General features: G+C 35.9%; 20 protein-coding genes. 14 read left to right on the top strand and 6 right to left on the bottom strand.

Annotated features, from left to right (window positions below):
* Positions 1–26 precede the first annotated feature (26 nt).
* Positions 27–1,532, bottom strand: a complete 1,506-nt coding sequence (locus EK417_RS19725; protein WP_136523138.1) for an RCC1 domain-containing protein — start codon at positions 1,530–1,532, stop codon at positions 27–29.
* A gap of 938 nt (positions 1,533–2,470) precedes the next feature.
* Here EK417_RS19725 and EK417_RS21250 point away from each other — a divergent pair.
* From EK417_RS21250 to EK417_RS19680, 10 genes are all read left to right on the top strand, one after another.
* A complete protein-coding gene (locus tag EK417_RS21250) occupies positions 2,471–2,896 on the top strand; it encodes a helix-turn-helix domain-containing protein (RefSeq protein WP_168802044.1) in 426 nt (141 codons plus the stop codon).
* Between the two features lie 153 nt (positions 2,897–3,049).
* Positions 3,050–3,175 (top strand): hypothetical protein, encoded by a 126-nt coding sequence (locus tag EK417_RS21620; protein WP_262709833.1) that lies wholly within the window; start codon positions 3,050–3,052, stop codon positions 3,173–3,175.
* A 152-nt stretch (positions 3,176–3,327) separates the two neighbouring features.
* Complete coding sequence (locus tag EK417_RS19715) at positions 3,328–3,987, top strand: TetR family transcriptional regulator C-terminal domain-containing protein (RefSeq protein ID WP_136523136.1); 660 nt, start codon at positions 3,328–3,330, stop codon at positions 3,985–3,987.
* 227 nt (positions 3,988–4,214) lie between these two features.
* Complete coding sequence (locus EK417_RS19710; RefSeq protein ID WP_110366927.1) at positions 4,215–5,531, top strand: ABC1 kinase family protein; 1,317 nt, start codon at positions 4,215–4,217, stop codon at positions 5,529–5,531.
* Positions 5,532–5,683: 152 nt separating this feature from the next.
* On the top strand, positions 5,684–5,839 hold the full coding sequence (locus EK417_RS19705) for a DUF2256 domain-containing protein (protein ID WP_076597833.1): 156 nt from the start codon (positions 5,684–5,686) through the stop codon (positions 5,837–5,839).
* Positions 5,791–7,089, top strand: a complete 1,299-nt coding sequence (locus EK417_RS19700; RefSeq protein WP_110366928.1) for a DASH family cryptochrome — start codon at positions 5,791–5,793, stop codon at positions 7,087–7,089. Before EK417_RS19705 ends, EK417_RS19700 begins: the two co-directional genes overlap by 49 nt.
* The gene (locus EK417_RS19695; protein WP_136523135.1) at positions 7,074–8,552 is read left to right on the top strand and encodes a cryptochrome/photolyase family protein; all 1,479 of its coding nucleotides are present in this window, start codon (positions 7,074–7,076) and stop codon (positions 8,550–8,552) included. The genes EK417_RS19700 and EK417_RS19695 overlap by 16 nt, the downstream gene beginning before the upstream one ends.
* 141 nt (positions 8,553–8,693) lie before the next feature.
* Positions 8,694–8,975, top strand: coding sequence for a TIGR03643 family protein (locus EK417_RS19690; protein WP_076597822.1), 282 nt, complete (start codon positions 8,694–8,696; stop codon positions 8,973–8,975).
* 293 nt (positions 8,976–9,268) lie between these two features.
* Entirely contained in the window at positions 9,269–9,967 is a 699-nt protein-coding gene (locus tag EK417_RS19685) for an SDR family NAD(P)-dependent oxidoreductase (protein WP_136523134.1), read from the top strand.
* Positions 9,968–10,000: 33 nt separating this feature from the next.
* Entirely contained in the window at positions 10,001–10,651 is a 651-nt protein-coding gene (locus EK417_RS19680; protein WP_076597824.1) for a MarR family winged helix-turn-helix transcriptional regulator, read from the top strand.
* Positions 10,652–10,873: 222 nt separating this feature from the next.
* On the opposite strand, the gene EK417_RS19675 is transcribed toward EK417_RS19680, so the two are convergent.
* From EK417_RS19675 to EK417_RS19665, 3 genes are all read right to left on the bottom strand, one after another.
* Complete coding sequence (locus EK417_RS19675) at positions 10,874–11,392, bottom strand: DUF2911 domain-containing protein (protein WP_076597825.1); 519 nt, start codon at positions 11,390–11,392, stop codon at positions 10,874–10,876.
* A gap of 35 nt (positions 11,393–11,427) precedes the next feature.
* Positions 11,428–13,119, bottom strand: a complete 1,692-nt coding sequence (locus tag EK417_RS19670; RefSeq protein WP_136523133.1) for a sodium:solute symporter family protein — start codon at positions 13,117–13,119, stop codon at positions 11,428–11,430.
* Positions 13,120–13,219: 100 nt separating this feature from the next.
* Entirely contained in the window at positions 13,220–15,724 is a 2,505-nt protein-coding gene (locus EK417_RS19665) for a PIG-L family deacetylase (RefSeq protein WP_136523132.1), read from the bottom strand.
* 576 nt (positions 15,725–16,300) lie between these two features.
* On the opposite strand from EK417_RS19665, the gene EK417_RS19660 reads away from it, so the two are divergent.
* Positions 16,301–17,518, top strand: a complete 1,218-nt coding sequence (locus tag EK417_RS19660; RefSeq protein ID WP_136523131.1) for a phage tail-like protein — start codon at positions 16,301–16,303, stop codon at positions 17,516–17,518.
* Between the two features lie 389 nt (positions 17,519–17,907).
* Here the strand turns inward: EK417_RS19660 and EK417_RS19655 are convergent, their stop codons facing one another.
* Positions 17,908–18,456, bottom strand: a complete 549-nt coding sequence (locus tag EK417_RS19655; RefSeq protein ID WP_136523130.1) for a hypothetical protein — start codon at positions 18,454–18,456, stop codon at positions 17,908–17,910.
* 489 nt (positions 18,457–18,945) lie between these two features.
* On the opposite strand from EK417_RS19655, the gene EK417_RS19650 reads away from it, so the two are divergent.
* Positions 18,946–19,194 (top strand): helix-turn-helix transcriptional regulator, encoded by a 249-nt coding sequence (locus EK417_RS19650; protein WP_136523129.1) that lies wholly within the window; start codon positions 18,946–18,948, stop codon positions 19,192–19,194.
* 38 nt (positions 19,195–19,232) lie between these two features.
* A complete protein-coding gene (locus tag EK417_RS19645) occupies positions 19,233–20,456 on the top strand; it encodes a restriction endonuclease PLD domain-containing protein (protein WP_136523128.1) in 1,224 nt (407 codons plus the stop codon).
* 1 nt (position 20,457) lies between these two features.
* On the opposite strand, the gene EK417_RS19640 is transcribed toward EK417_RS19645, so the two are convergent.
* Positions 20,458–21,819 carry a DNA adenine methylase gene (locus EK417_RS19640; RefSeq protein WP_136523127.1) on the bottom strand — a complete coding sequence of 454 codons (1,362 nt, stop codon included), beginning with the start codon at positions 21,817–21,819 and terminating at the stop codon, positions 20,458–20,460.
* An 89-nt stretch (positions 21,820–21,908) separates the two neighbouring features.
* Between EK417_RS19640 and EK417_RS19635 the strand changes: the two genes are divergently transcribed.
* Positions 21,909–23,075: a site-specific DNA-methyltransferase gene (locus EK417_RS19635; protein ID WP_136523126.1), complete on the top strand. Its 1,167-nt coding sequence runs from the start codon at positions 21,909–21,911 to the stop codon at positions 23,073–23,075.
* Positions 23,076–23,088 lie beyond the last annotated feature (13 nt).

Here is a 23,088-nt window from a genome sequence, read left to right as displayed (position 1 = left end):
AAAGGTAAAGGCTCTGATAATGGCAATTAATATCTGCCATAAGTCGGAGTTAAAATATTGTCATTGTTTGTTGTTCCCAATTGACGATAGGCATTATAGCCGCAGACTATTATTCTGTTGGAGTTTTCCAGGTCTGTTCCTATAAGCAAACCTGAATAATCTAAATCAAGAGAAGTAAGTATAATGTCACCGTCATATATCTCACTGTTTAACTTAGCCCAGGTCATAATTTGTCCACCGGCATTTGAAAATCTGTAAGATGTATCCATTCCGAACCTCCACACATAATGATTGGTTATAATTGCCCCACCATTATCACTAAAGTCAAAATCAACAATTTTTTCACCTGCAGCCATTGTAATATAACTTGTGATATCCTGTAAGTCTGAAGAAGTTGAAGTTGTGTTTCCCAGCCCGATATAAGATTTTGAAATTCCAACTGCTTGCGCAGCCCATATGGTACCATTACTTAGCAACGCAAAACTTCCATTATTACCAATCATTACTTTTTTTACAACACCACCAGATGCAGTAGCTGCAGCAAAAGAAGATGTAATTTCTATAGGAGTTGATTTAACGCCATTAGTACCAAGACTTGAGCTTAATCCTGCATTACTGTAATTTCCCCAGGCATATATTTTATTATCATTTGTAATTGCAGTAAACATATCATTGGCATCAACATCATCCCCGCCCCAGATGGATTTTACATTACTTAAAGAGGGTATTTTTGTAAAACTTGTTGTATTTCCATTTACAGTTCCCAGACCTGTCTGCCCAAAAACATTACCTCCTGCAGAGTATACATATCCTTTGTTGGTAAGAATAATGGACGCATAAGGTGACATTTGTACCTGTATTGCTTTCTCATCTGCGGTAGCGCCCGTTAATGTAACCTCATGCCATGTATCAAGATTTGAAAGATTTCCCGTTCCCAATTTTCCATTACTGTTAACTCCCGTAACAAAAATCTTTCCATCCGTATTGATCATAATGCTGGATTGATAACTACCGCTTACTGTCAATATATTACTTTTATAGACTCTTTTAGCAGGAGATACAGCTACCGCGGGTCCGGGTACTCCCAAACCATATGCCGGATATCCTGCCCCTGTAGAGTAATCTTTATCCGCCGCATTACTGAATACCGTAGCATACTGAGTTCCGCTGAACTTTTTCTGCATTAGCGGCTCCGTTAATGTGGAAAAAGAACTTGCAACCCAAAAGGTACTTCCTAAAGCCGTAATACTCACATTAGACTGATCAATTAAACAGTTGGACCACCCGGTACCTGTCTTTACACGGATACACTGACCCGTCTGGTCGTATACCAAAGTACTTTCTGCAGCAGCGCTTCCTGATGGTGTAACGGTGTTATTAGCGTCATCAACGACTGGAAGAACCAATCCGCTTTTGCTACCGGCCTTGTTCTTTATGTCTAACACTCCCTGAGGATCTTGTGTATTTATACCTACCTGTGCAGTATAAAAACTCGAAATAGAAATTAGAACTAGTAATGCATTTTTCTTCATTTTGTTGAATATTTTAAGGGTTAAATCTTGTTACTTTTCAGACAATACTTTTTAGAATTATTTCTTAAAAAGCTCTTACAGCAATGTAAAAAACAGATGTATAAGATTGTATTTGGCAAATCTATAGGATACCAAAAATCTTAATAACAAAACATTAAATCAAAGATTAAAAAAAACTAAAAAAAACAGTAAACAACTAAAAAACAATAATTAACAATTAAATACATATAAAAACAAAAACTATTTTTGTATTATTGATTCAAACAAAAAAACAATAATTTATTAATTGATTGCTTTTATTTGTACCATTGTTTCTACTCATTGTCTTTTTAAAAAAATTAGTAATAATTTTAGAAATGCAAACAAATAATCTTTTACTCCAAAAGGAAAAGGAGTTTATGAAAAATTTTATTTTATTTACCGCTCCGTTTCATTTATTTATGGGAGCCTTCTATTATATCGTAGACCCTGAAGGCATAGGACATTTACTCATTTTTTTATTTTTTCTATGTGTACTATTTGGAGGGACTCTAGGCTTAAAAAAAAATCTAAGTTTTAAATTCCTTTCAACCATATATATATTCGCCTACTCAATCCTTCAGTATAGCTTTTATCTTCTATACAATTCAATTTTAATACAGGCTCTTTATTATATTCCTATTTTTTTACTTTTAAATTACCATTATAATATCAAAATCATGCTTTTATGGTCTATCTATATAGTTATTTCTTTTCTTAGTCCTTTCCTGATAAGTAAGTATTTTAACATTTCACATCCCCTTAAACTCAGCAAGACCGAAGATCTTATTCAAAGTATATCTACATTTGTTACTGTTCTATTCTGTGTATGCTTTAATCTTTATTACATTAAAATATTTCACAAAATAAAGGAAGATGGAGCTATAAAATCACAAAATGAAGATAAAAAGTCTTCTCTTATGCAGACATTCACGGTAAAAACAACAGACATTAATCATGAAAACCCTGATGCCCCTGAATCGGTAACTTCTGATAAATTCGAAGAACTTTATCAAAAAGCTATTTCCTGTCTCGAAGAAAAAAAACTGTGGCAGGACCCTAATTTTTCTCTTAATCAGTTTGCCGAGATCCTTTGTACCAACCGCACTTATCTTTCCAGAACATTAAAAGAAAAAGGAAATACAAACTTTTACAATCTGCTGAACAGCTATAGAATCAAACAGGTTCTTGATGATTTTGACCGTTTGGAACATAAAAATTTTACGATTGCATTCATTTACCAGAAAGCAGGATTTGCATATCAGGCAAGTTTTAACAGAGTATTTAAACAGGTTACCGGCTGTACAGCAACAGAATACTTACAGCAGGAGAAATACCAGATTTGATTAAATACTATCCTTGAGATTTCCACTTTTTTGAAATAAACTTGATTTTTTCTTGTCAAGAATCTTAAGAATAACGTATCTGTTTTTGGATCTGCATTTTTGTCCTGCCCTGAAATAAATCACTGTTAATCACCTCATTTAACATTTTTTAGAATGAAAAATCTCTTCTGGGATATTTTCCGAATGAAAACTGACGTTCAATATTTTCCTGAAATCTTTTTTTCTACTACCCAAACCAAATTAGGATTCCCGCCATCTTCGTATTCTGAAAACGCATAAACAGTAAACATTACACAATTTGCAGGCTTATTATATTGTGACTGTATCTTTAAATAATTCAAAAATCAAATCGCTTATATAGTATAAATTTATACTTTATTATAATTTAAAATAAAATTAATTACTAAATTTGTTGGTAAATAAATCCTATTATGCAAGAACAAGCCAACATCACGCAGGAAAAAATATTTGAATTATATGGAGATTATCTTTTGAATCACGGAGAAAAACCGAAAAACGTTTATCTCTTTGCTAAAGAAAACGACTTTGAAGAGAAAGAATTTTACCATTATTTTTCAGGTTTTGAGCAGATTGAAAGAGAAATGCTTAATCATCTTTTCACAAAATCGCTGGAACTCGCCTCGGAGGTTAATTCATCAAGTGAAATAACAGCCAAGGAAAAACTCCTGAATGTATATTATATTTTCTTTGAAAATCTGACGATGAACCGTTCCCTGGTGTTATCCATTCTGGGAAGCAGCAAAATCCAGAATATCAAAACGCTTCAGAAGCTTCGGGAAACCCACAAACAGTTTGTCAACACTTTGGATTTCAACGAATGGGAAATGATTGAAAAAGCGAAAGAAGACCTCCGAAAGTTCAACGAAAAATCAAGACAGGAAGCGCTTTGGCTGCATCTTATTTCATCAATTGACTTTTGGAAAAAAGATACTTCTCCCGATTTTGAAAAGACCGATATTTTTATCGAAAAAACTATAGACACTGGCTTTGAACTGATGGACAACGAACCCTTGAGAAAAGTTTTCGACCTCGGAAAATTCCTTTGGAAGGAAAAATTTAAAATGAGCTAAAGTAAAGATCTGGATTCGGTTTCAAAAAATAACTATTCATGATTGGGGCAGCTATTTCCGCCCTCCGTTCCCGCTTTTTTGTGCCAAAACTTTTCCGAAAACGTACAAAAAGAGCTCCACTCAGGTCGGGCTGCAATAAAAATGACAGAAAAAAACTTCGATAAGCCTTGCCAGACACTGAATATTTAAGCCTTTACGCTTAAAAACACAATAAACAAAATGTAAAAATGAAAACATTAGATAAAATCCCCACAGGAAAAATTGAACGGACGAGCAGTCTCTTGAAAGCTGGTGCAAAAGTAGGAGTCAATTACCTGAAATACTACGGAAACAAAATAACAAAAGACGAAGATGAAGCACGTAAGATATTAAATGAGGACAACGCAACAGATATTTACGATTCTCTGAAAGAGCTGAAAGGTTCAGCGCTCAAAGTTGCACAAATGCTGAGTATGGAAAAAAATATCCTTCCGGTAGAATACGTAGAGAAATTTTCGCTTTCACAGTTTTCCGTTCCGCCTTTGTCGGGCGCATTGGTGAAGAAAACATTCAGAAAATATTTCGGGAAAAATCCGGAAGATATTTTTGATGAATTTTCCGCCGAATCAGTCAATGCAGCAAGTATCGGACAGGTTCATACCGCAAAAAAGGAAGGTCAGAAACTGGCAGTTAAAATCCAGTATCCAGGCGTAAGAGAAAGTATCTCTAGTGACCTTAAAATGGTAAAACCGATTGCGATGAAAATGTTCAATATCAAAAAAGAAGGTTCGGAATCTTACTTTCAGGAAGTGGAAGACAAATTGTTTGAAGAAACCGATTACAATCTGGAACTTAAAAGAAGTCAGCATTTCGCAGAAGAATGCAGTCATCTTCCGAATGTAAAATTTCCGCATTATTATCCCGAATATTCTTGTGAGAAAATCATTACTATGGATTGGATGTCGGGAATTCATTTTTCAGAATTTACCAAAAGACAGAATTCGCAGGAAGATCTGAACAAAATCGGACAGACCCTTTGGGATTTTTATATGTATCAGATGCATGTCCTGAAAAAAGTTCATGCAGATCCGCATCCGGGAAATTTCCTGATTTCGGAAAATAAGGAATTGTTGGTGATCGATTTTGGCTGTATCAAAGAGATTCCGGAAGATTTCTACATTCCGTATTTTGAATTGGCTAAAGAAGAAAATCTTAAAGATCCTGAAATTTTCCGTGAAAAATTATTCACACTGGAAATTCTCCGCGAAGAAGATTCTCCGCAGGAAAAAGAGTTTTTTGCTAAACTTTTCTATGAATTGCTTGAATTATTTACAAGACCTTTTAACAAGGAAAAATTCGATTTTTCTGATGAATCTTTCTTCCAGGAAATCGCCGATCTGGGACAAAAATACGCAAAAGCAAGTGATATGAAAGGAATGAACACCAACCGCGGTTCCAGACATTTCATTTACCTGAACCGAACGTTTTTCGGACTGTATAACATGATGCATGATTTGAAATCGAAAGACGTGGTAATTAATAATTTTAAAAACTCCTTAAAGTAATTTTTTAAAGAATAAATAAAGACTTCAACAAGCTCAGCCTGACAGTAGAGAAATAATGAAGCGAAAAGTATTAGAGTTGCCGCCCTGAGCTTATCAAAGTGTCTTTAGCAGAATCAGGAAAGAGCGAAGTCAAAAATAAAAACTATAGAAATATGCCTTCAGGATTACCGTCCAAAATCTGTGAAGTCTGCGGACTGCCTTTCAGCTGGCGGAAAAAGTGGAAGAAAAACTGGGACGATGTAAAATATTGCAGCGAAAGATGCCGGAAAAACAAAAAATCAACATCCTCTGGTTCACCAAAGATTTAAGAACGAGAGATTCAGAATCCTTATACAACGCGATGCAGGAAGATCTACCTTTTCTTGCCGTCTATGTTTTTGATTGTGAATTTTTTGCTCAAAAGCAGTCCGGCTGTAGAAGAATTGCTAAATTCAGAGCCAAATTCCTGCTAGAAACGGTTGAAAATTTAAAACAGAATTTAGCCAAACAAAAGATTTCTTTTTTAGTTAAATACGGAAAAACGGCAGATATTTTCAAAGACATTTCCAAAGAATTTGAAGTAGTTAAGATTTTCTGTCAGGAAGAATGGACAAAAGAGGAAGTTGAATTACAGGCTAAAATTGAAAAAGCTGTTCCGTCTGCAATTTGGGAAAAATCGTATTCTCAGTTTTTGGTACATCCGCTTTTTGCATTTAAAGCTTTGGATAACATTCCGTTGCTTTTCACAACGTTCAGACAGAAAATTGAAAAAAATCTCCTGATTCGTCCTGAATTTGCATCGGAAAATGACATATATGACAAAGCAGATATTCACCTGAAAAGTGATGAAATTTCTTTGAAAATATTAGGTTTTGAAGCTTTTGAAACCGATAAAAGAACAGCCTTCCCTTTTTCCGGCGGAGAAAATGCAGCTTTGAAAAGATTACATTATTATTTCCCGGAAACACAGAATCTGAGCAGATATAAAGACACACGAAACGGTTTGGCGGGAACAGATTACAGTTCAAAATTTTCAGCATGGCTTTCGGACGGAAGTCTTTCTGCGGTAACGATTTATTATGAAATTAAAAAATATGAAAAAGAGTTCGGAGCTAATGATTCAACGTATTGGCTGGTTTTTGAACTGCTGTGGCGGGATTTTTTCAGGTATATTTCTTTACAGTACAAAGATTTAATTTTCCAAAAAAACGGAATCAATCATCAGAGTTATCTTGCCGAAAAAAATAAAATATTGATTCAAAAATGGAAAGATGGAGAAACTGATTCCGATTTTGTGAATGCGAATATGCTTGAACTGAAAAATACAGGCTGGATGAGCAATCGCGGTCGTCAGAATGCGGCTTCCTACTTCTGCAAAATCCTGAAACAGGACTGGAGAATTGGAGCGGCTTATTTTGAGGAAATGCTTATTGATTACGATGTTCATAGCAATTATGGCAACTGGATGTATCTCGCCGGAGTCGGAAATGATAACCGTAACAGAACTTTCAATCCCGAAAAACAGGCAGAAATGTATGATTCCCGTCAGGAATTCAGAAGATTATGGATCAAACAGTAAAACATACCGCTCAATTGATTTTTCCACATCAGCTTTTTGAGGATGTGGATTATCTGGATAAAAATCAGCCTGTATTTCTGGTAGAGGAATTTCTGTTTTTTAAACAATATTCTTTTCATAAACAGAAGATTGCGTTTCACCGGGCAACCATGAAATTTTATGAAAATGAGCTGAAAAAAGCAGGTTTTGAAGTTGAATATATCGAAAGCTCATCGAAATTTTCAGACCTCAGAAATTTAATTCAAAAGCTTGAAAAAGAAGATTTTAAAACCATAAAAACAACTGATGTCTGCGACAACTGGCTGGAAAAAAGGCTCGGAAAGACAAAACTGGAACTCGAAATGCTGGAAAGTCCGCTTTTCATCAATACCAAAGAAGATCTGAAAGATTATTTTGAAGACAAAAAATCTTATCATCAGACCGATTTTTACAAACAGCAGAGAATCAAGCGAAATATTCTGATGAAAGCCGGAAAACCGTTGGGCGGAAAATGGACCTACGACACAGAAAACCGCAAAAAATATCCGAAGAACAAAAAAGCTCCTGCTATTTATTTCCCGCGAAACAATGACTTTTATGAAGAAGCGAAACAATATACTGAGAAACATTTCGCCAAAAATCACGGGACCCTGAGCGATGAGCAGCTCTACCCGACCACTTTTAAAGAAGCTGAGCAATGGCTGGAACAGTTTCTTGAGAACCGATTCCACGAGTTTGGTATTTATGAAGACAGCATTGTGGAAAAAGAACATTTTCTCCATCACAGCGTCCTTTCTCCGTTGATGAATATCGGACTTTTAACGCCTGAAAATGTTCTGGAAAAAGCAATATCATTTGCACAGGAGAATCATATTCCGGTGAATTCTCTGGAAGGTTTTGTGCGCCAGATTTTGGGTTGGCGGGAATTTGTACGGGGCGTTTATGTTTATCAGGGAACGTATCAGCGAAATAAAAATTACTGGAAACATCAGCAGAAACTTCCGGGATCTTTTTATACTGCCCAAACTAGAATCCGGCCGATTGACAGTACACTTCAGAAAATTCTGAAAACCGGCTATGCCCATCACATCGAAAGACTGATGATTTTTGCCAATTTCATGAATCTCTGTCAGTTCAGTGCCGATGAGGTTTATCAGTGGTTTATGGAAATGTTCATTGATTCTTACGATTGGGTGATGGTTCCGAATGTGTATGGAATGAGCAGCTATTCGGATGGCGGAAAAATGAGCACCAAACCTTACATCAGCGGAAGCAATTACATTAAAAAGATGAGTGATTACAGCAACGGAGACTGGGCGGAACAATGGGATGCCCTATTCTGGAATTTTATTAATGACCATCAGGATTTCTTTGCCCAAAATCCAAGACTGGGAATGATGCTGAGAACGCTGGAGAAGATGCCGGAAGAAAAGAGAAAGCAGCATGTTAAAACAGCAAAGAAGTTTATTGGGAATGTTAAATGATTCTTTTAGCCACGCAAGAAATGTTTGAATATAAATCCTGAAAAAGAAAAAAAGGCTTCGATAAGCTCAGCCTGACAAAGCAGAATAAAAGTTAGTATAAGAGATATCATCATGAACTATTTCAGTTAAAAAAACAAAAAAATGAATAAAAACCTCAACATACAACAAATCGACAGAATCATCGAAATGGCTTGGGAAGACAGAACGCCGTTTGAAGCCATACAATTTCAGTTTGGAATGAGCGAATCGGAAGTGATTGAACTGATGCGTTCGGAGCTGAAAGAATCCAGTTTTAAGCTGTGGAGAAAAAGAGTAAACTCCGGAGTGAGCCAGAAACATCTGAAAAAAAGAAGCGAAGAAATCAACCGCTTTAAATGCAGCAGACAACGGATGATCAGTAATAATAAAATATCGAAAAGGTAATTAATCCTACCATAAAAGAATAGTTTACGAATAAGTTAGTTGTTCAAAAGAGCATAAAAGTTTGATGTAAATGGCTTCGACAAGCTCAGCCTGACAGTAGAGAAATAATTAAGCGAAAAGTATTAGAGTTGTCACACTGAGCTGGTAGAAGTGTCTCAAATTAAAAAAGCCTACGCTCATAGCGTTAAAATATCAAAAATAAATCATTATGAAATCGCCATTATTAGCTTGCTCAAACACCAATGAAGATACAGCGATTCCATGTGATCTTAAAAAACAATAAATATCTGCATATGAAAAATATCGTCATCATCGGTTGTGGAAAAGGTATCGGACTGGCAACGGCAAAAAATCTTGCACCAGAAAACAAAATCATCGGAGTTTCCAGAACAGAAAATCCGGAACTGAATCATCCGAATATTGAATTCCATACCATGGACATTCTTTCGGGAAATTTAGATGAAATCAGCTTTCCTGATGTTGTTGACGGATTGGTTTATGCGCCAGGCAGCATTAATTTGAAACCTTTCAACCGGCTTTCTTTGGATGATTTTAAAAATGATTTTGAAATCAATGTTTTAGGAGCAGTTAAAATTATTCAGAAGCTTTTGCCCCATCTTAAAAAATCTGAAAGTGCATCGGTTGTTCTATTCAGTTCGGTCGCGGCAAAACTCGGAATGCCTTTTCACGCTTCTATTGCGGCAAGTAAAAATGCTGTGGAAGGTCTTACGAAAAGCTTAGCGGCAGAATTTTCGGGCCAGAAAATCAGGGTCAATGCCATTGCACCTTCTTTAACGGACACGAATCTGGCATCACAACTTTTATCAACCCCGGAAAAAAGAGAAGCTTCTGCGAAAAGACATCCGTTACAGAGAGTGGGAACTGCTGAAGAAATTGCGGAAATTACGGCTTTTTTGGTTTCGGACAGATCTTCCTGGATCACAGGGCAGGTTATTGGAATTGACGGCGGAATGGGAAGTGTAAAACTGTAATTACAGAAAAAATATTTAGCTTAAATTTGCGCTATGAATACTGACTTTTTCATTGATTTACTGCATCAGGTAAAAGAATTTGAAAGCTCCGAAGCCTATAAACCTCACTCCACTGTTGAGGATTTCCGCTTGTGGCTGAATGATAAAAAATACAGAACGGAAAGCCCGACAAAGCTTTTTAAAAATGAAAAGCATCAGGTTTCTTTTACAGAAAATGAAATCTGCAAACAGGTTTTACTTTTGGGACGGTATTCTAAACAATTGATCAGAAAAGGCCTTCATAATTTCCCTGAATTGGCCAATGAAGAATTCACTTATCTCTACCGGCTGAAAGACGAACCGAATCTCACTAAAATTCAGCTGATTGAAAGAAACGGACACGAAAAACAGACCGGAACGCAGATTATCAAACGTCTTCTGGAATATGACCTAATCGAGGAAAAGAACGATATTGAGGATAAAAGGAGTAAACGCCTCAACATCACCGAAAAAGGAGAAGATTATTTCCACCGTTCCGTTGAAAAAGTGAATATGACGTCCAGAATTCTTGCAGGCAAGCTTGAAAATAAAGAAAAAGCAGAACTTTTAGAATTGCTCAGAAAATTGAATGATTTTCATTCACATGTATATTCAGAATACAGAAGTTTAGATATTGACAAAATCTTTGAATTGTCTGGTTCTTAAAAGGCTTTATTGAGGATCCCTAATTCCTGTTTAATTAAGCTTAAAAGAATTAAATCATCTATAAAAGTGTTTAAAGATATGCCCGTTGACTCAATTAAAAAGACAAAATGCTTATTCTGTTTAAATAAACGAAATAGAACGGTCTCAATGGTAATCTTTGATACAATTCAAAACTTTAAACAAAAAAAATCCCGGATTAACCGGGATTTTCAGTTCTTCTATTTATTTTATCTCTACAGGAACTGAGATTTTATCCCAATCCATAGTGAATCCATTATTGTTTATTTTATACACCAGATTTTCCTGTGTGGCTGGTAAAGCTTTTGTTTTTACCTCTACACGTAAAGCATCTTTAGCTTGTTCGTATTTATAAGCGCCCCACTGTTTTGGTTCTTTATTAAAAATCGCAGTCCAGGTTCCGCTCTGTTTAGGGATTAAGAAAAAGCTGTATTTACCTGCAGGTAGTTTTTTACCCTGAACAGTAATATCTTTATCCGTTTCAAAAGTAGTTGCTTCATTGGCACCCGCACGCCAAACTTTATCATAAGCTTCTAAACCGCCCCAGATTGTACGTCCTTTTACAGAAGGACTGCTATAGGCTATTGTAATAGTTGCATCTTTAATTTTTCCCGTAGCCGTAGCCGGAGGGCTGGCAGGTTTTTTAGCCTCCTGTGCAAAGGCATTCACTGAAAGTGTTACGGCAGCAAAAAGTACGGTAGCAGATTTAATCATTGTTTTCATACTATTTTTATTTGTTTATTTTTGTTATTGTTTGTTTACGAATTTACTACTTTCTGTTTATAAAACAGCATTATGATTGCCGAAAATACAATAACTGCCGCTGCACCAATTACATTAAGCCAAAGGAATGAAATGATATCAAACTGATAAACGGCAATAACTGTAATTTCTGATAAAATTGCAGAAATAAATACATTTGAGCCATTGATTTTTTTATAGTAAAATGCGACAAGAAAAATTCCCAATATCGGGCCGTAGAAAAGAGAACCCAATACATTAACCGCCTCAATGAGGGAACCCATCTGAGTGGCAAACATGGCTACTCCGATTGAGAAAATACCCCAGGCCAACGTATGCAGACGGCTGTACTTCAGCTCGGTTTTTTCATCAGGAATTTCTTTGCTGAATATCAAATGAACATCTTTTAATGAGCAGGCGGCAAGGGAATTCAGTGCTGCCGAAATGGAACCCCAGCTGGCCAGAAAAATGACAGCAAACAGTAAACCGATCATCCCTACAGGCAGAGTATTTTTCACGAAATACAGGAAAATGTAATTCGTATCCGTTTTCTCCGCATTATAGTTTGATTTATTGATCGCTTCCTCTACCCTGCCGTGCAGTGCTTTTACTTCTGTTTGTGTATTTTTAAAATCCTGAATTGTTTTTGTAAGCTGAGGAGAATGAGCTTCTTTAAGCCTTAAAATTTCTTTCGATTCTGCATTAAATTTTATTTGTAAATCCTGATGTTCTTTTTCAAAAACCGCAGCCTGTTCAGGTTTTGTTTCCTTTAAGTATTGATAGGAACGTTCGTTAAAATAAATCGGAGCCGGTTTAAGAGAAAAGAAAGCGAAAAGTAAAGCACCGATAAGAAGAATAGCAAACTGCATCGGAATTTTGACCAATCCGTTCAACAGCAGACCCATTTTCGCATTGGTATTGTCTTTCGCGGTAATATATCTCCCAACCTGGCTCTGGTCTGTACCGAAGTAAGAAAGGGCAAGAAAAAAACCACCAATTAAGCCACTCCAAATATTGTATTTATCTTTCCAGTCGAATTCTGTAGTAATTACGTTCAGCTTTCCGGATTTCCCCGCAAGATAAAGTGCATCATTAAAGCCAATTCCATTCGGCATATTCTGAATGAGCAGATAGCCTGCAAAAGCCATTGTTCCCAGAATAATCAGAAACTGTAATTTTTGGGTGTGAGCGATCGCTTTTGCTCCGCCAACATAGGTATAAATCAGCAGAATACCCCCTGTTAAGACATTCGTTAAATAAATATTCCAGTTTAAAACGCTTGATAAGATGATACTTGGAGCGTAAATGCTGATTCCCGTTGATAAACCTCTGGAAAAAAGGAATAACAGTGAAGTGAGTACCCTTGTTTTTTTATCAAAACGATTTTCTAAATATTCATAGGCCGTATACACATTCAAGCGCTGAAAAATCGGGATGAAAGTAATACAGATCACAATCATCGCCAAAGGCAGACCAAAATAATACTGCACAAAACGCATTCCGTCTGTATAAGCCTGTCCCGGTGCTGAAAGAAATGTAATGGCACTTGCCTGCGTAGCCATAATACCGATAAGCACAATGTACCAGGGCATTTTATTATCTGCTTTCAGGTAGGATTCGTTGCTTTTCTGACCACGACCGATGAATACGCCGTAAACTACCACTGCAACAAGTGTAACAATAAGAACTGTCCAATCTATAGTACTCATGCCCAGAATTTAGTAAACCCATAATAAAATGCGATCTGCAATACTAATGCAACAACCATTAGTATATACCAGGTATTCCAATTTTTAAATTGCTTGTTCATCAGTTTTTCTGCGCAGATAAAAAGTTTAAAAATAAACGTGCCGCCCCAACATTTCCCGCAGGCAGTTGCCTGAAAAATGCCAGCGATGTATAAATAAAATTACCCTTTCCGTATCGGGCATATAAAGTTGATCCCTTCAGAGGCTCTTCACCAGTATCATGCATTTCAAAAAGCGGTTCATATGCGGCATCCCATTGAGCAGGAAAATAGGCGCCACGTTCCTGTACCCAGCTTGTAAAATCATCCATAGTAATTTTGTTCGGAAAGTTCAGTAATTTATGATTGGGATTTAAAAACGTAACGGCTGCATTCTCTTCAGTAACACGCTTATTGGCAATACTGAAACTGTACATTCCCAATTGGTTAACGGTTGTATCCTGATTGGTGTTATACTGCATCACCAGATTCCCCCCACCCTTTGCATAAGACCATAAAAAAGGCATCCAGCGGCCCAGTTTTTTTTCTGTGTTATTGGCACGAACACCCAGCACTATGGCATCATATTGCGATAGCTTGTTTGGACTGCCGTTTCCAGCAGACTCATCCAAGTTACCATAAAAATCTTCGTCTTTAAGGACATCTACCTGAACTCCTGCGATACGTAGAAACTCAGGAATGAAATCTCCAGCGCCTTCTATATAACCCACTTTTTTAACCTTAGCCTGAATATCTCCTTTCATTACAACGACGGTTGCAGGAGCAAAATATTGCAAGGAAGGCAGATGCGGGTATTGAATTAATATCTGTTTTTTATTATAAGTTACTCCATCCGCAAGAAAACCGGCATCCAATTGCAAACGAGATGAGTGTATAGAAGCCAGCTTAGCTTTTGGAATAACGTAATCCACGGTAAAATCTTTACCTTTTGCTGAATTTATGTCTGCGCTGCCCAACCGTTCTCCGTTATACATCAGATTCAGAGTACCTTTATTGTACTGTTTGTCAGAATTCACCTTAACATTTAAACTCAAGTGCAAATCTTCATTTTCTTTGACAAGATAAAGTGGTTGTGTAAATTTCAGTTCCAGGGCAGGAACTATACGCAAGGCTTCAACCACATCGCCACGAACCGGATCTAATTTCTTGAAAGATAAAGGAAGTTTAACCTGAAACTTTTCTGAACCGATTTTTAAACCAAGCAAAACATTCAGGGGTGATTCTGCCTCAGGCAAACCGATTAACGTATCATTGGGAACAGAAAAAGTGGCTGCGTCCGCAGGTGGTTTTGAAAGCCAGTAAGGTTCTGTGAGTGATGCATCAGCAGGAATCTGAATGGTATGCTGAATGGTAATTAAAGAATCTTTTGATAGTTCTCTATTAAAACTCTCTGATTGACTTATCCATTTTACATTTTCTAAAACAACAGGATTTGCAGTTCTTGAAATCAGATTTAACCTGAAATTGTAATGCTCGCCGGCAACAGCTTCAGCCTGGCTGGTAACTGCCTCTCCCATAAATCCGGCACAGCTTACAATGATATTGTCGAGAGATTTCATTTTATCCCTTTTCAGGTCTGCATCTTTGATTGCCATGACCTTTTTTCGCAAAGCAAGCAAAGCAGGTAAGCTAAGATCAGGATTATTGAAATTAAAAGCGGAAATAATTTTATCCAATGCCTGGTCAATATCAGCGTTTCCCTGCGAGGTCCACGTCTTTGTTACTCCATCAAATAGTGTTGCTTTTGCGGGCTCACCGATAACGTGGGAAAAATATTCAGTTCTGATGCCGGCCACAGACTGTGTTCCTGCACCCTGGCTTTTGTGTAAACTCCTGCTTAATCCTGCCAATTCACCATAGCCCATTCCCAGCTGAGCATCATATTGCCCAACGGTAACTTTCAGTTGATTTTCTGCGGTGGTATTAACCCCGCCAAACCGAAAAGTATTCCACAATACGCGTTTTGGCTGCCATGTATTAACATATTTCAGCTGATCCGGGAAAGCCGTTTTATCGCCTGCCAGCTTAAAAGCTTTTTCCGCAACCACCGCAGAAGCCGCATGTTGTCCGTGGCCCGCAGCAGCAGTAGGAGGAAAACGACAAATGATAACATCAGGACGGAATTGACGGATTACCCAAACTACATCCGCAGTAATGCTGCCTGCATCCCACTGTTTAAAAGTATCAGTAGTATTTTTAGAGAATCCGAAATCAATGGCACGGGTAAAAAACTGTTGGGCGCCATCTAACTTTCTTGCCTCCAAAAGCTCATGTGTTCTGATTAACCCCAATGCAGCTCCCTGCTCTGTACCTAATAAATTCTGACCTCCATCTCCTCTTGTTAAAGATAAATAGCCCGTTTCTACATTTTGATCGTTGATTAACCAGGAGAGCAATCCTGTATTCTCATCATCGGGATGAGCCGCAAGGTATAAAACTTTAGGAAGGTGTTTAAGGGTTTTGAGTTCGCGGTAAATTTCAGATGATTTGGAAGGCCGAACCTGTTGAGCCGAACAAAAAACCGAATAAAAGCTAAGGACACATACGGTAATTACTTTTTTGAACATTTGAATTTGCTTTGCAGAGCAAATATAAGTAAATCGTTTTTCTTTCAAACATAAAAGAATCAGACTGTAAATTTCACAAAAAAGCTGTTTTAACTTTTTTTAAACTACAAAAGCAACAAAAGCTTTTAAATATTTAAGTTATTTACTTTGTCTGTAAGAAGTACCCTGAAGCTTTGTTGATAATCAAAGATCTTCATCATATGTGAACGTAATGGTGTTGTATTTTCTTATACTCTCTAAAGCATTAACAATGATGTTGTTTAAACTTTAATAATAACTTTTGTGACTTAATAATGAAGCGGGATGCTTATACGTATGTTTCAACGAAGCAACTTCGTTAATTTTATCCTTTGTTCTTTTATAATCAACAGTTTCAAAAATGTAAGCTTTGCGTCAGAAAATAATGTGATGCAGAGAAAAAAAATAGAATTTGATATAGACAACTTTAAACCAATATGAAACACAAAAATAAAACATAATATTACTAATTAATTAATTTTTATTAATTAAAGCCGTTTTTTATTAATTTTTCATAAAAAAAAGCTACATTTGACTTATACAAAATCACGCCTCCATATGAAAACAAAATTTATACAATTCAGTGCTATTTTTATTTCCGGAATCTCATTTGCCCAAGTAGGTATTAATACATCCTCACCCAAAACAACATTGGATGTATCTGCTACAAGAGATAATTCGGGACTGATTACGAATAACACACAACCATTCGGATTACAGGCTCCAAGGCTTACCAGAGCTGAGCTTACCGCCAATACGGCTACCTATGGCAGCGATCAAACCGGAGCATTAATTTATATTACCGATATCACTGGCGGAGATGCAACAGGACAGCGTATCAATGTTACTGCTACTGGCTATTATTACTTTGATGGAACAGTATGGCAGAGACTGACACAGGCAACCAATGCCATCGCTCCCGCCATTTCAGCATTACAATGTAGTACAGCTTATCTAAACCCCGCTACTTATACTGCCGGTACTCCTTACAGCGGAAACCTGAGAATTACTTATACCGGAGGAAACGGAGGTTCGTATAATTCCGGTACTCCTTTTACAGTAAACGGATTAACGTTTCAGCTAAGACCCGGAACGTTGGAATTTGGTGGTGGCGAACTGGTTTTCTCTGTGAGTGGAACTCCTACCACCAACAATGACATGAGTCTTCCTATAACCAGCACTGCAGTTCCTTTCTTAACAGCAGTACAAAACTGTACCGCTACAGTAGGAAATACCAGCCGTGCCGACATTTCATCTGTAGCTGTGATGGGATACCCTACCCTAACAACCGACCCCAACGGGAAACAAGCCTATACTTTACCTCTTGCCAGCCCGGATGGTAAATATTCTATCAGGGTAATATTTGATACTACAAGTGGTACAACCCTTGCCAATCCTAACGTACAATTATTTAATAATACAGGTTCCACCGTTAGTCTGTATTGGAATTATAATACCGAATATGGAGGCTATATTGGTTCAGCTGTAACCACAAACAATATTACTTCAGGTGTATGGGGTGGTATGGCAGACTCATCAACCAGCTGGTTCCCTCAGGGCACAGGGGCAATGGGGAACGCGTACTGGGGGAATATAGGGATTATAGACGGATCCGGCGGCGGACCTGAACATAGAAGATATACCTGGATAGACAGTAATGCTTCTTCAAAAACCGCTTATACCGCAACCATTATGGTAGGAGCTCCCACTTCAGGTAATGCCCAGCCCAACCTTTCTAAAATATTCATAAAGCTGGAGCAGGTAAAAGCACAATAATAAGACAGGCGCTATGAAACGGATGTTATTCATATCTTTTATCATAACCGATTGATAAATAGACTGTTTCCCAGCTCATTACAAATAAAACAAGGTCTATTTTATACAGAAACTTTGCGCTACCTTTCAGGAATTTATAAAATCATTTTTGAAAAGAGTAACGCAAAGTTTCTATTAATAATTCTGCTTTCATTAAGCGTAAAGCAATGCGACTTTGTCGCTTATCAAGTGGTACGCTTATCCATAAGCTTCAGCGAAGCAAAGAAGTTGATTCAATGCTTTGCTATCTTATCACCAACAGTTTCAAAAAATAGAAATCTTTGCGTCAGAAAAATAGGTTATAGCAGATTAATCACCTGTATCCACAACTCCCTGCTTTTTATTTACACTCAATCTTCTTCTGAACTGGTCTCAGCCATTTTCTTTTCTCTTCTTCTCTGAAGAATAAGATGTGCGGCATCCAACATTTTCACCGTATGGATGTAAGGCATCACCATATTCCTTTCCGGCAAATTTTCATAGACACCCATTGAGAAATAGACAATTCCGGACATAAAATAATCAAATTCTTTGATGGTGTATGCGCTGAATGCTTTTTTGAAAACCAGCAGAGGATTCCGGTATTCCTTCTCCGAAAGCAGACCAAGAACCCACGGGGAAATCTTTTCCGATCCGGCATCAACCGTCCATTTTCTTTCCTTCAGCATCATGAGGTAACCTGCGCGGATTAACGACCTCATCGACTGGTGAAACTCAAAAATGACTGCCGGATCTTCATGGATCCAGCTGTTTCTCTTTACCGCATAATTCATAATGTTACTAAGCCTTTCTTTGGAAACATCAAGCTCATTGAACTGAAAGAATGTTTCCATCAGCTGCAACCCGGAGTTTTTTTTATCTGCCTGAAACCGGGTATTAAAGTTTCTGCTTTTTTTCATGTGTTTTTATTTTTAGAATGCGTGAAACCACCAGCCTACCAATGTACGCTGAGTTTTATGATAAATGATGAATAGAAATAAAATCTGTGTTCCCGTGAAAGCCCTGAAGCCGCAATGGATTGTACACTCCATTGTATCTTATTCTGATACTTTATGTGGTGAAGCGGCTTAGAAAAGATAATTGTAGAAAAGCAGAACAGCATGAAATAAAAACGGCATGAAACTCTACAATATCCGTCATTGAGGCACTGGTATACCTTGCACACAGATAAGAGAGCCCACGCCTAGGTCGTGAGCATCCCGCTTATTGTCTTGTGTGTCTAAAAATTACCAGTTTTCAATGACAAGATTCTAAGCAATAGCTTCTATTATTCTTTGAAGTATCGCAAAGCTACTTTATTGTAGCTTATTTTACAAATGTAAGAATATTTTGATCATTGCGCACAAAAAACCGCATTATTTTTTTACTCTTTCTCGTAATTTGTTTTAATGGACGAAGAAAACGAAGTAACTGTTACAATCTGCAAGTACATTTATACAAACTGGGTTTCGAAAGCAAAATCGCAGAGAGACTTTGCATCTAAATGTGACATTGAAGAAAGCACTGTTAGGAAAATTAAAAATATTGCCCTAGGAACGGCAAAGACAGACTACAATATGTCTATAAAAACACTAGCAAAAATCTGTCGAAAGAAAAAAATTACTTTGGAAGAGTTTTTTAGAGAAATAAACAAGTAAAATTCTGATGAGGATTTTGAATTTAAATATATCAAAATATGGAATTACGATTTATAGGTCAAGGTTATAATACTGCAATTGGAACATCGGTAGCAGAAACTTTAATTGCCTCATTCAATAATGAAATATATCACTCATTTGTTTGTTTAGTTGCTTTCGCAAGCTACTCTGGAGTGACAGGTCTAACAAACCACGTAAATAACTCACGTAATCATTTAAGAAAGTTTAGAGTAATAATAGGCATTGATCAGAACGGTACATCAAAAGAAGCTTTAGAAGCATTATTAGAATGGGAGGTAGATTCATATATATTTAATACAAGCTCAGATTTCATATTTCATCCAAAAATTTACATATTTGAAGGTGACGATAATATCAAAATAATAATTGGCTCAAATAATTTAACGCAAACTGGTTTATCACAAAATATTGAAAGTTCAATTGAAGTTTCTTTTACCAAGGAAGATGAACAAGGGATGAGGTTTTTTGAAGAAATAAAAACATATTATAATCCAATAATTGATGGCCCTCATGTAAACTTAAAACAACTTACTGACGAACTTATTGAGGGATTATTTATTGAAGGTAAAATTCCTACAGAAAGTCAAAGAAGAAGTTTATATAATAAATCTGAAAATGCCCCATATATACAAGCGAATGAGGCTGCAATAACATTTCCTACGTTGCAAATACAACAATTGCCTCCAGGTTTTAGCCCAAGAAGATTAAATAGACCTCCTAATTTAGCACCTGTTCTATTGGAAGAGCAAACACCTTTAGATTTAACTCACAATCTGAACTGGGATTTTTCAAATGAAAATGAAGTCTTAATTGCGGAAATCGGTACCCCTACTCGCTGGAAACAGATTTCATTTACGAAGAAAAATTTTCAACTTTTTTTTAATTTACCGATAGATGTTGGAAGTAGTGGACAAATTAATCTTAAATACATTGATACTGATGGGAATCTTCAAGATGATGTTGAACAATGTAATTCTGCACGTGTAAAAAAAAGCAAAAACTATAATTTAGAACCCTTAGCCACCAGGGAATGCAATACGCCATACAATTTTGATAATAAACCAATTATATTCTTTGTAAAAATAAATACCACCCATTTTATATATCATCTTGAAACAAATGGCTCCCAAATCTATAATGAACTAAACACTTTATTAGGGGCTAAAACTGGAAACTCACTAAGAAGAAAAGTTACAACAGTTTCGGATATTCGTACAAATTGTCCAAGTATAAGCATATAAACTAAGTACATACAATTAAAACTTCAGCAAATTCAGAAGCCTCTAAGTGTTTTTCAGAGTTAGTAAGTTTACTATGTACAAACGTACCAGGAGATAAAACCTCAACATTGGAATAGTATTTATTAGCAATATTAATAAGTTTATTCATTGTTATAACTCTTGGATGCGATCCTTTCGATTCATCATAAGGAGAATATGACAAGACTAATTTCACTCCTTTAGAACTAATTTTAGAAAACATTAATTCAAAAGCTTCAGGTGCAGTACTTCTGATACAAAAAGGTGATTGATGTCTATCCTCTCTATATAAACCTCTACTCAAAAGAGTTTCTCCACCAAGTACCATCGTAGAAATTTTTGGAGTATCTCTAAGTGCTAAAGTTTCTAAAACATGATAAAACCGACTATAGTGTTCTCTTGTATAAGGTGGGTCAGCATACACAACAGTAGTATCATTAGTTAGATTGTCTAATGCGATACTAAAATCCATTTTTAAAATATCATTTTTAAAATCCTTGTCTGTTATTGAATTATATTTTTGAACCCACTTTCCAAATACATCAAAAACATTTAATGAACGATCTTTATTAACAGACTTTCCTAACGATGGTTTTATATCACCATTCGCTTTTCTTGGTCTAATAGGTTGAGCAAATTGTTTTCCAACAGTGTTTACACAATCGCTTGCAGTACTTATAAGGGCTGCTAAAAGCATATTTTTATACTTTTTAGGAGAATCTTCAATTTGCTCTAGTAAAATATCAATCTGAAGTGCTTGTTCATAAGAAAAGTATATCCCACCAAAATATCTAATGGCAAGTGTCTGATAATCTAGAATTTTTTTCTTTTTAAACTCTGTTAATGTACTCCTTAAAAGCTTTGACAATTTGGAATTTAAATTATCTTTTTTTAATATTTCAAAACTTATTAATGAACCATCTTCTAGAATTTCACAAAGTTTTTCGACCTTCTTATGATTTAGCGCATTAGATATGCATTCTTTTTCGTAGGAAATTAATGATTCTAAGGAATTTATCAAGCCTATAGAGTGCTTAGAATTCAAAGATTTTTGGAGAAATTCATCAATAAACTTTTGATCCATTTTAATTGGATTTAGTAATGCAGAACAAATAATTGTAGAATATTCTTGAATATCAACGGATGTTACAGGTCTTGTTCTTGATAACTTGAATGAAACGCTTCCTGATCCAGAAAACAAGTCACATACTCTTCCTCTTTCAAGATCAATATTATTTATAGTATCTTCAATAAAATCAAGAATTCTTAATTTGCTTCCCAGATAATGAATAGGTCTGAATACTTCCTGATTATCGGAATTTTTTACCTTAGTATTTTTTGACAATTTTTAAGTATTTAAGTATAGAGTTATTTTAAATTTTAGCTTTACTTTTGCAAAGATAAAAAGGTTATTGACTAATTAGAACATTTAATATGCTTTCGGACAAATTTAAATTTATTGATAAATATTCTATTGGAGATACGGCTATCACCGACAACTTAATAATTCATGGAGATAACAAATTGGTTTTAAACTCTATTACTGAATTTTATGGTAAAGTTAAATGCATTTACATAGATCCTCCATATAATAACGGAGAAAACTATCATCATTATAATGATCGAGATCATGAAGATTGGTTAAATGAAATTACTACTACTTTAAAATTGTTAAAACCTTATCTGACAATAGATGGTAGCATTTGGATATCAATTGATGATAATGAAATGCACTATTTAAAAATTGCTGCAGATAAAATTTTTGGAAGAAACAACTTTATTACAACTATTGTTTGGCAGCAAAGAACATCTAGGGAAAATAGAAGTGTATTTTCAAATAATCATGAGTATATACTCGTTTATGCCATAAATCCTGATAAATTTAAGAAAACAAGAAATCCTATACCGCTAACCAAAGAAATTTTAGATAGATATAAAAACCCTGACAATGATCCAAGAGGGAATTGGCAATCAGTCTCTGTTAATGTACAAGATGGACACGCTGTAAAAAATCAATTTTATAAAATCGTCGCACCAAATGGCAAAGAACACTTGCCACCAAATGGAAGATGCTGGATTTATAATGAAGAGAGAATGAAAGACGAAATTGCTAACAATAATATTTGGTTTGGTTTAAATGGGAATGGGGTTCCACGTGTAAAAAAATTTCTAAATGGTCAGAAAAAAGGATTAACTCCAGAGACACTTTGGCTCGCAGAATTTGCAGGAACTAATAAATTGGCAAAAAAGCATCTCCTTGAATTATTTCCAAATGATAAAATTTTTGACACTCCTAAACCAGAAACGCTAATCCAAAAAATCATTAACGTAGCCTCAAATGAAGGAGATATTATTATGGACTGCTATTTAGGTTCTGGATCAACAATATCTACTGCACATAAACTAAATAGAAAATATATTGGTATTGAAAAAGGTGATCATATCGTTGATGTCGTTGTGGAAAGGATGAAATTAGTTATTGAAGGTGAAAGTGGAGGAATAAGTAAAGAGATAAACTGGCAAGGAGGTGGAAATTTTTTATTTTATGAAAATGTAAATAAAAAGGCTATAACAAGTGACAGTAATAAAAATATTACTTAAAAGCAATAACCTT

The sequence above is a fragment of the Chryseobacterium candidae genome, from assembly GCF_004916905.1.
GTDB lineage: Bacteria > Bacteroidota > Bacteroidia > Flavobacteriales > Weeksellaceae > Chryseobacterium > Chryseobacterium candidae.
The sequence above is the reverse complement of the archived record's forward strand: the minus strand, read 5'-3'. Positions and strand labels throughout refer to the sequence as shown.

Coding starts and splice junctions, on each gene's coding strand:
- EK417_RS19725 (WP_136523138.1), bottom strand. CDS start 1,532: ATGAAGAAAAATGCATTACTAGTTCTAATTTCTATTTCGAGTTTTTAT.
- EK417_RS21250 (WP_168802044.1), top strand. CDS start 2,471: ATGCAGACATTCACGGTAAAAACAACAGACATTAATCATGAAAACCCT.
- EK417_RS21620 (WP_262709833.1), top strand. CDS start 3,050: ATGAAAAATCTCTTCTGGGATATTTTCCGAATGAAAACTGACGTTCAA.
- EK417_RS19715 (WP_136523136.1), top strand. CDS start 3,328: ATGCAAGAACAAGCCAACATCACGCAGGAAAAAATATTTGAATTATAT.
- EK417_RS19710 (WP_110366927.1), top strand. CDS start 4,215: ATGAAAACATTAGATAAAATCCCCACAGGAAAAATTGAACGGACGAGC.
- EK417_RS19705 (WP_076597833.1), top strand. CDS start 5,684: ATGCCTTCAGGATTACCGTCCAAAATCTGTGAAGTCTGCGGACTGCCT.
- EK417_RS19700 (WP_110366928.1), top strand. CDS start 5,791: ATGCCGGAAAAACAAAAAATCAACATCCTCTGGTTCACCAAAGATTTA.
- EK417_RS19695 (WP_136523135.1), top strand. CDS start 7,074: ATGGATCAAACAGTAAAACATACCGCTCAATTGATTTTTCCACATCAG.
- EK417_RS19690 (WP_076597822.1), top strand. CDS start 8,694: ATGAATAAAAACCTCAACATACAACAAATCGACAGAATCATCGAAATG.
- EK417_RS19685 (WP_136523134.1), top strand. CDS start 9,269: ATGAAAAATATCGTCATCATCGGTTGTGGAAAAGGTATCGGACTGGCA.
- EK417_RS19680 (WP_076597824.1), top strand. CDS start 10,001: ATGAATACTGACTTTTTCATTGATTTACTGCATCAGGTAAAAGAATTT.
- EK417_RS19675 (WP_076597825.1), bottom strand. CDS start 11,392: ATGAAAACAATGATTAAATCTGCTACCGTACTTTTTGCTGCCGTAACA.
- EK417_RS19670 (WP_136523133.1), bottom strand. CDS start 13,119: ATGAGTACTATAGATTGGACAGTTCTTATTGTTACACTTGTTGCAGTG.
- EK417_RS19665 (WP_136523132.1), bottom strand. CDS start 15,724: ATGTTCAAAAAAGTAATTACCGTATGTGTCCTTAGCTTTTATTCGGTT.
- EK417_RS19660 (WP_136523131.1), top strand. CDS start 16,301: ATGAAAACAAAATTTATACAATTCAGTGCTATTTTTATTTCCGGAATC.
- EK417_RS19655 (WP_136523130.1), bottom strand. CDS start 18,456: ATGAAAAAAAGCAGAAACTTTAATACCCGGTTTCAGGCAGATAAAAAA.
- EK417_RS19650 (WP_136523129.1), top strand. CDS start 18,946: ATGGACGAAGAAAACGAAGTAACTGTTACAATCTGCAAGTACATTTAT.
- EK417_RS19645 (WP_136523128.1), top strand. CDS start 19,233: ATGGAATTACGATTTATAGGTCAAGGTTATAATACTGCAATTGGAACA.
- EK417_RS19635 (WP_136523126.1), top strand. CDS start 21,909: ATGCTTTCGGACAAATTTAAATTTATTGATAAATATTCTATTGGAGAT.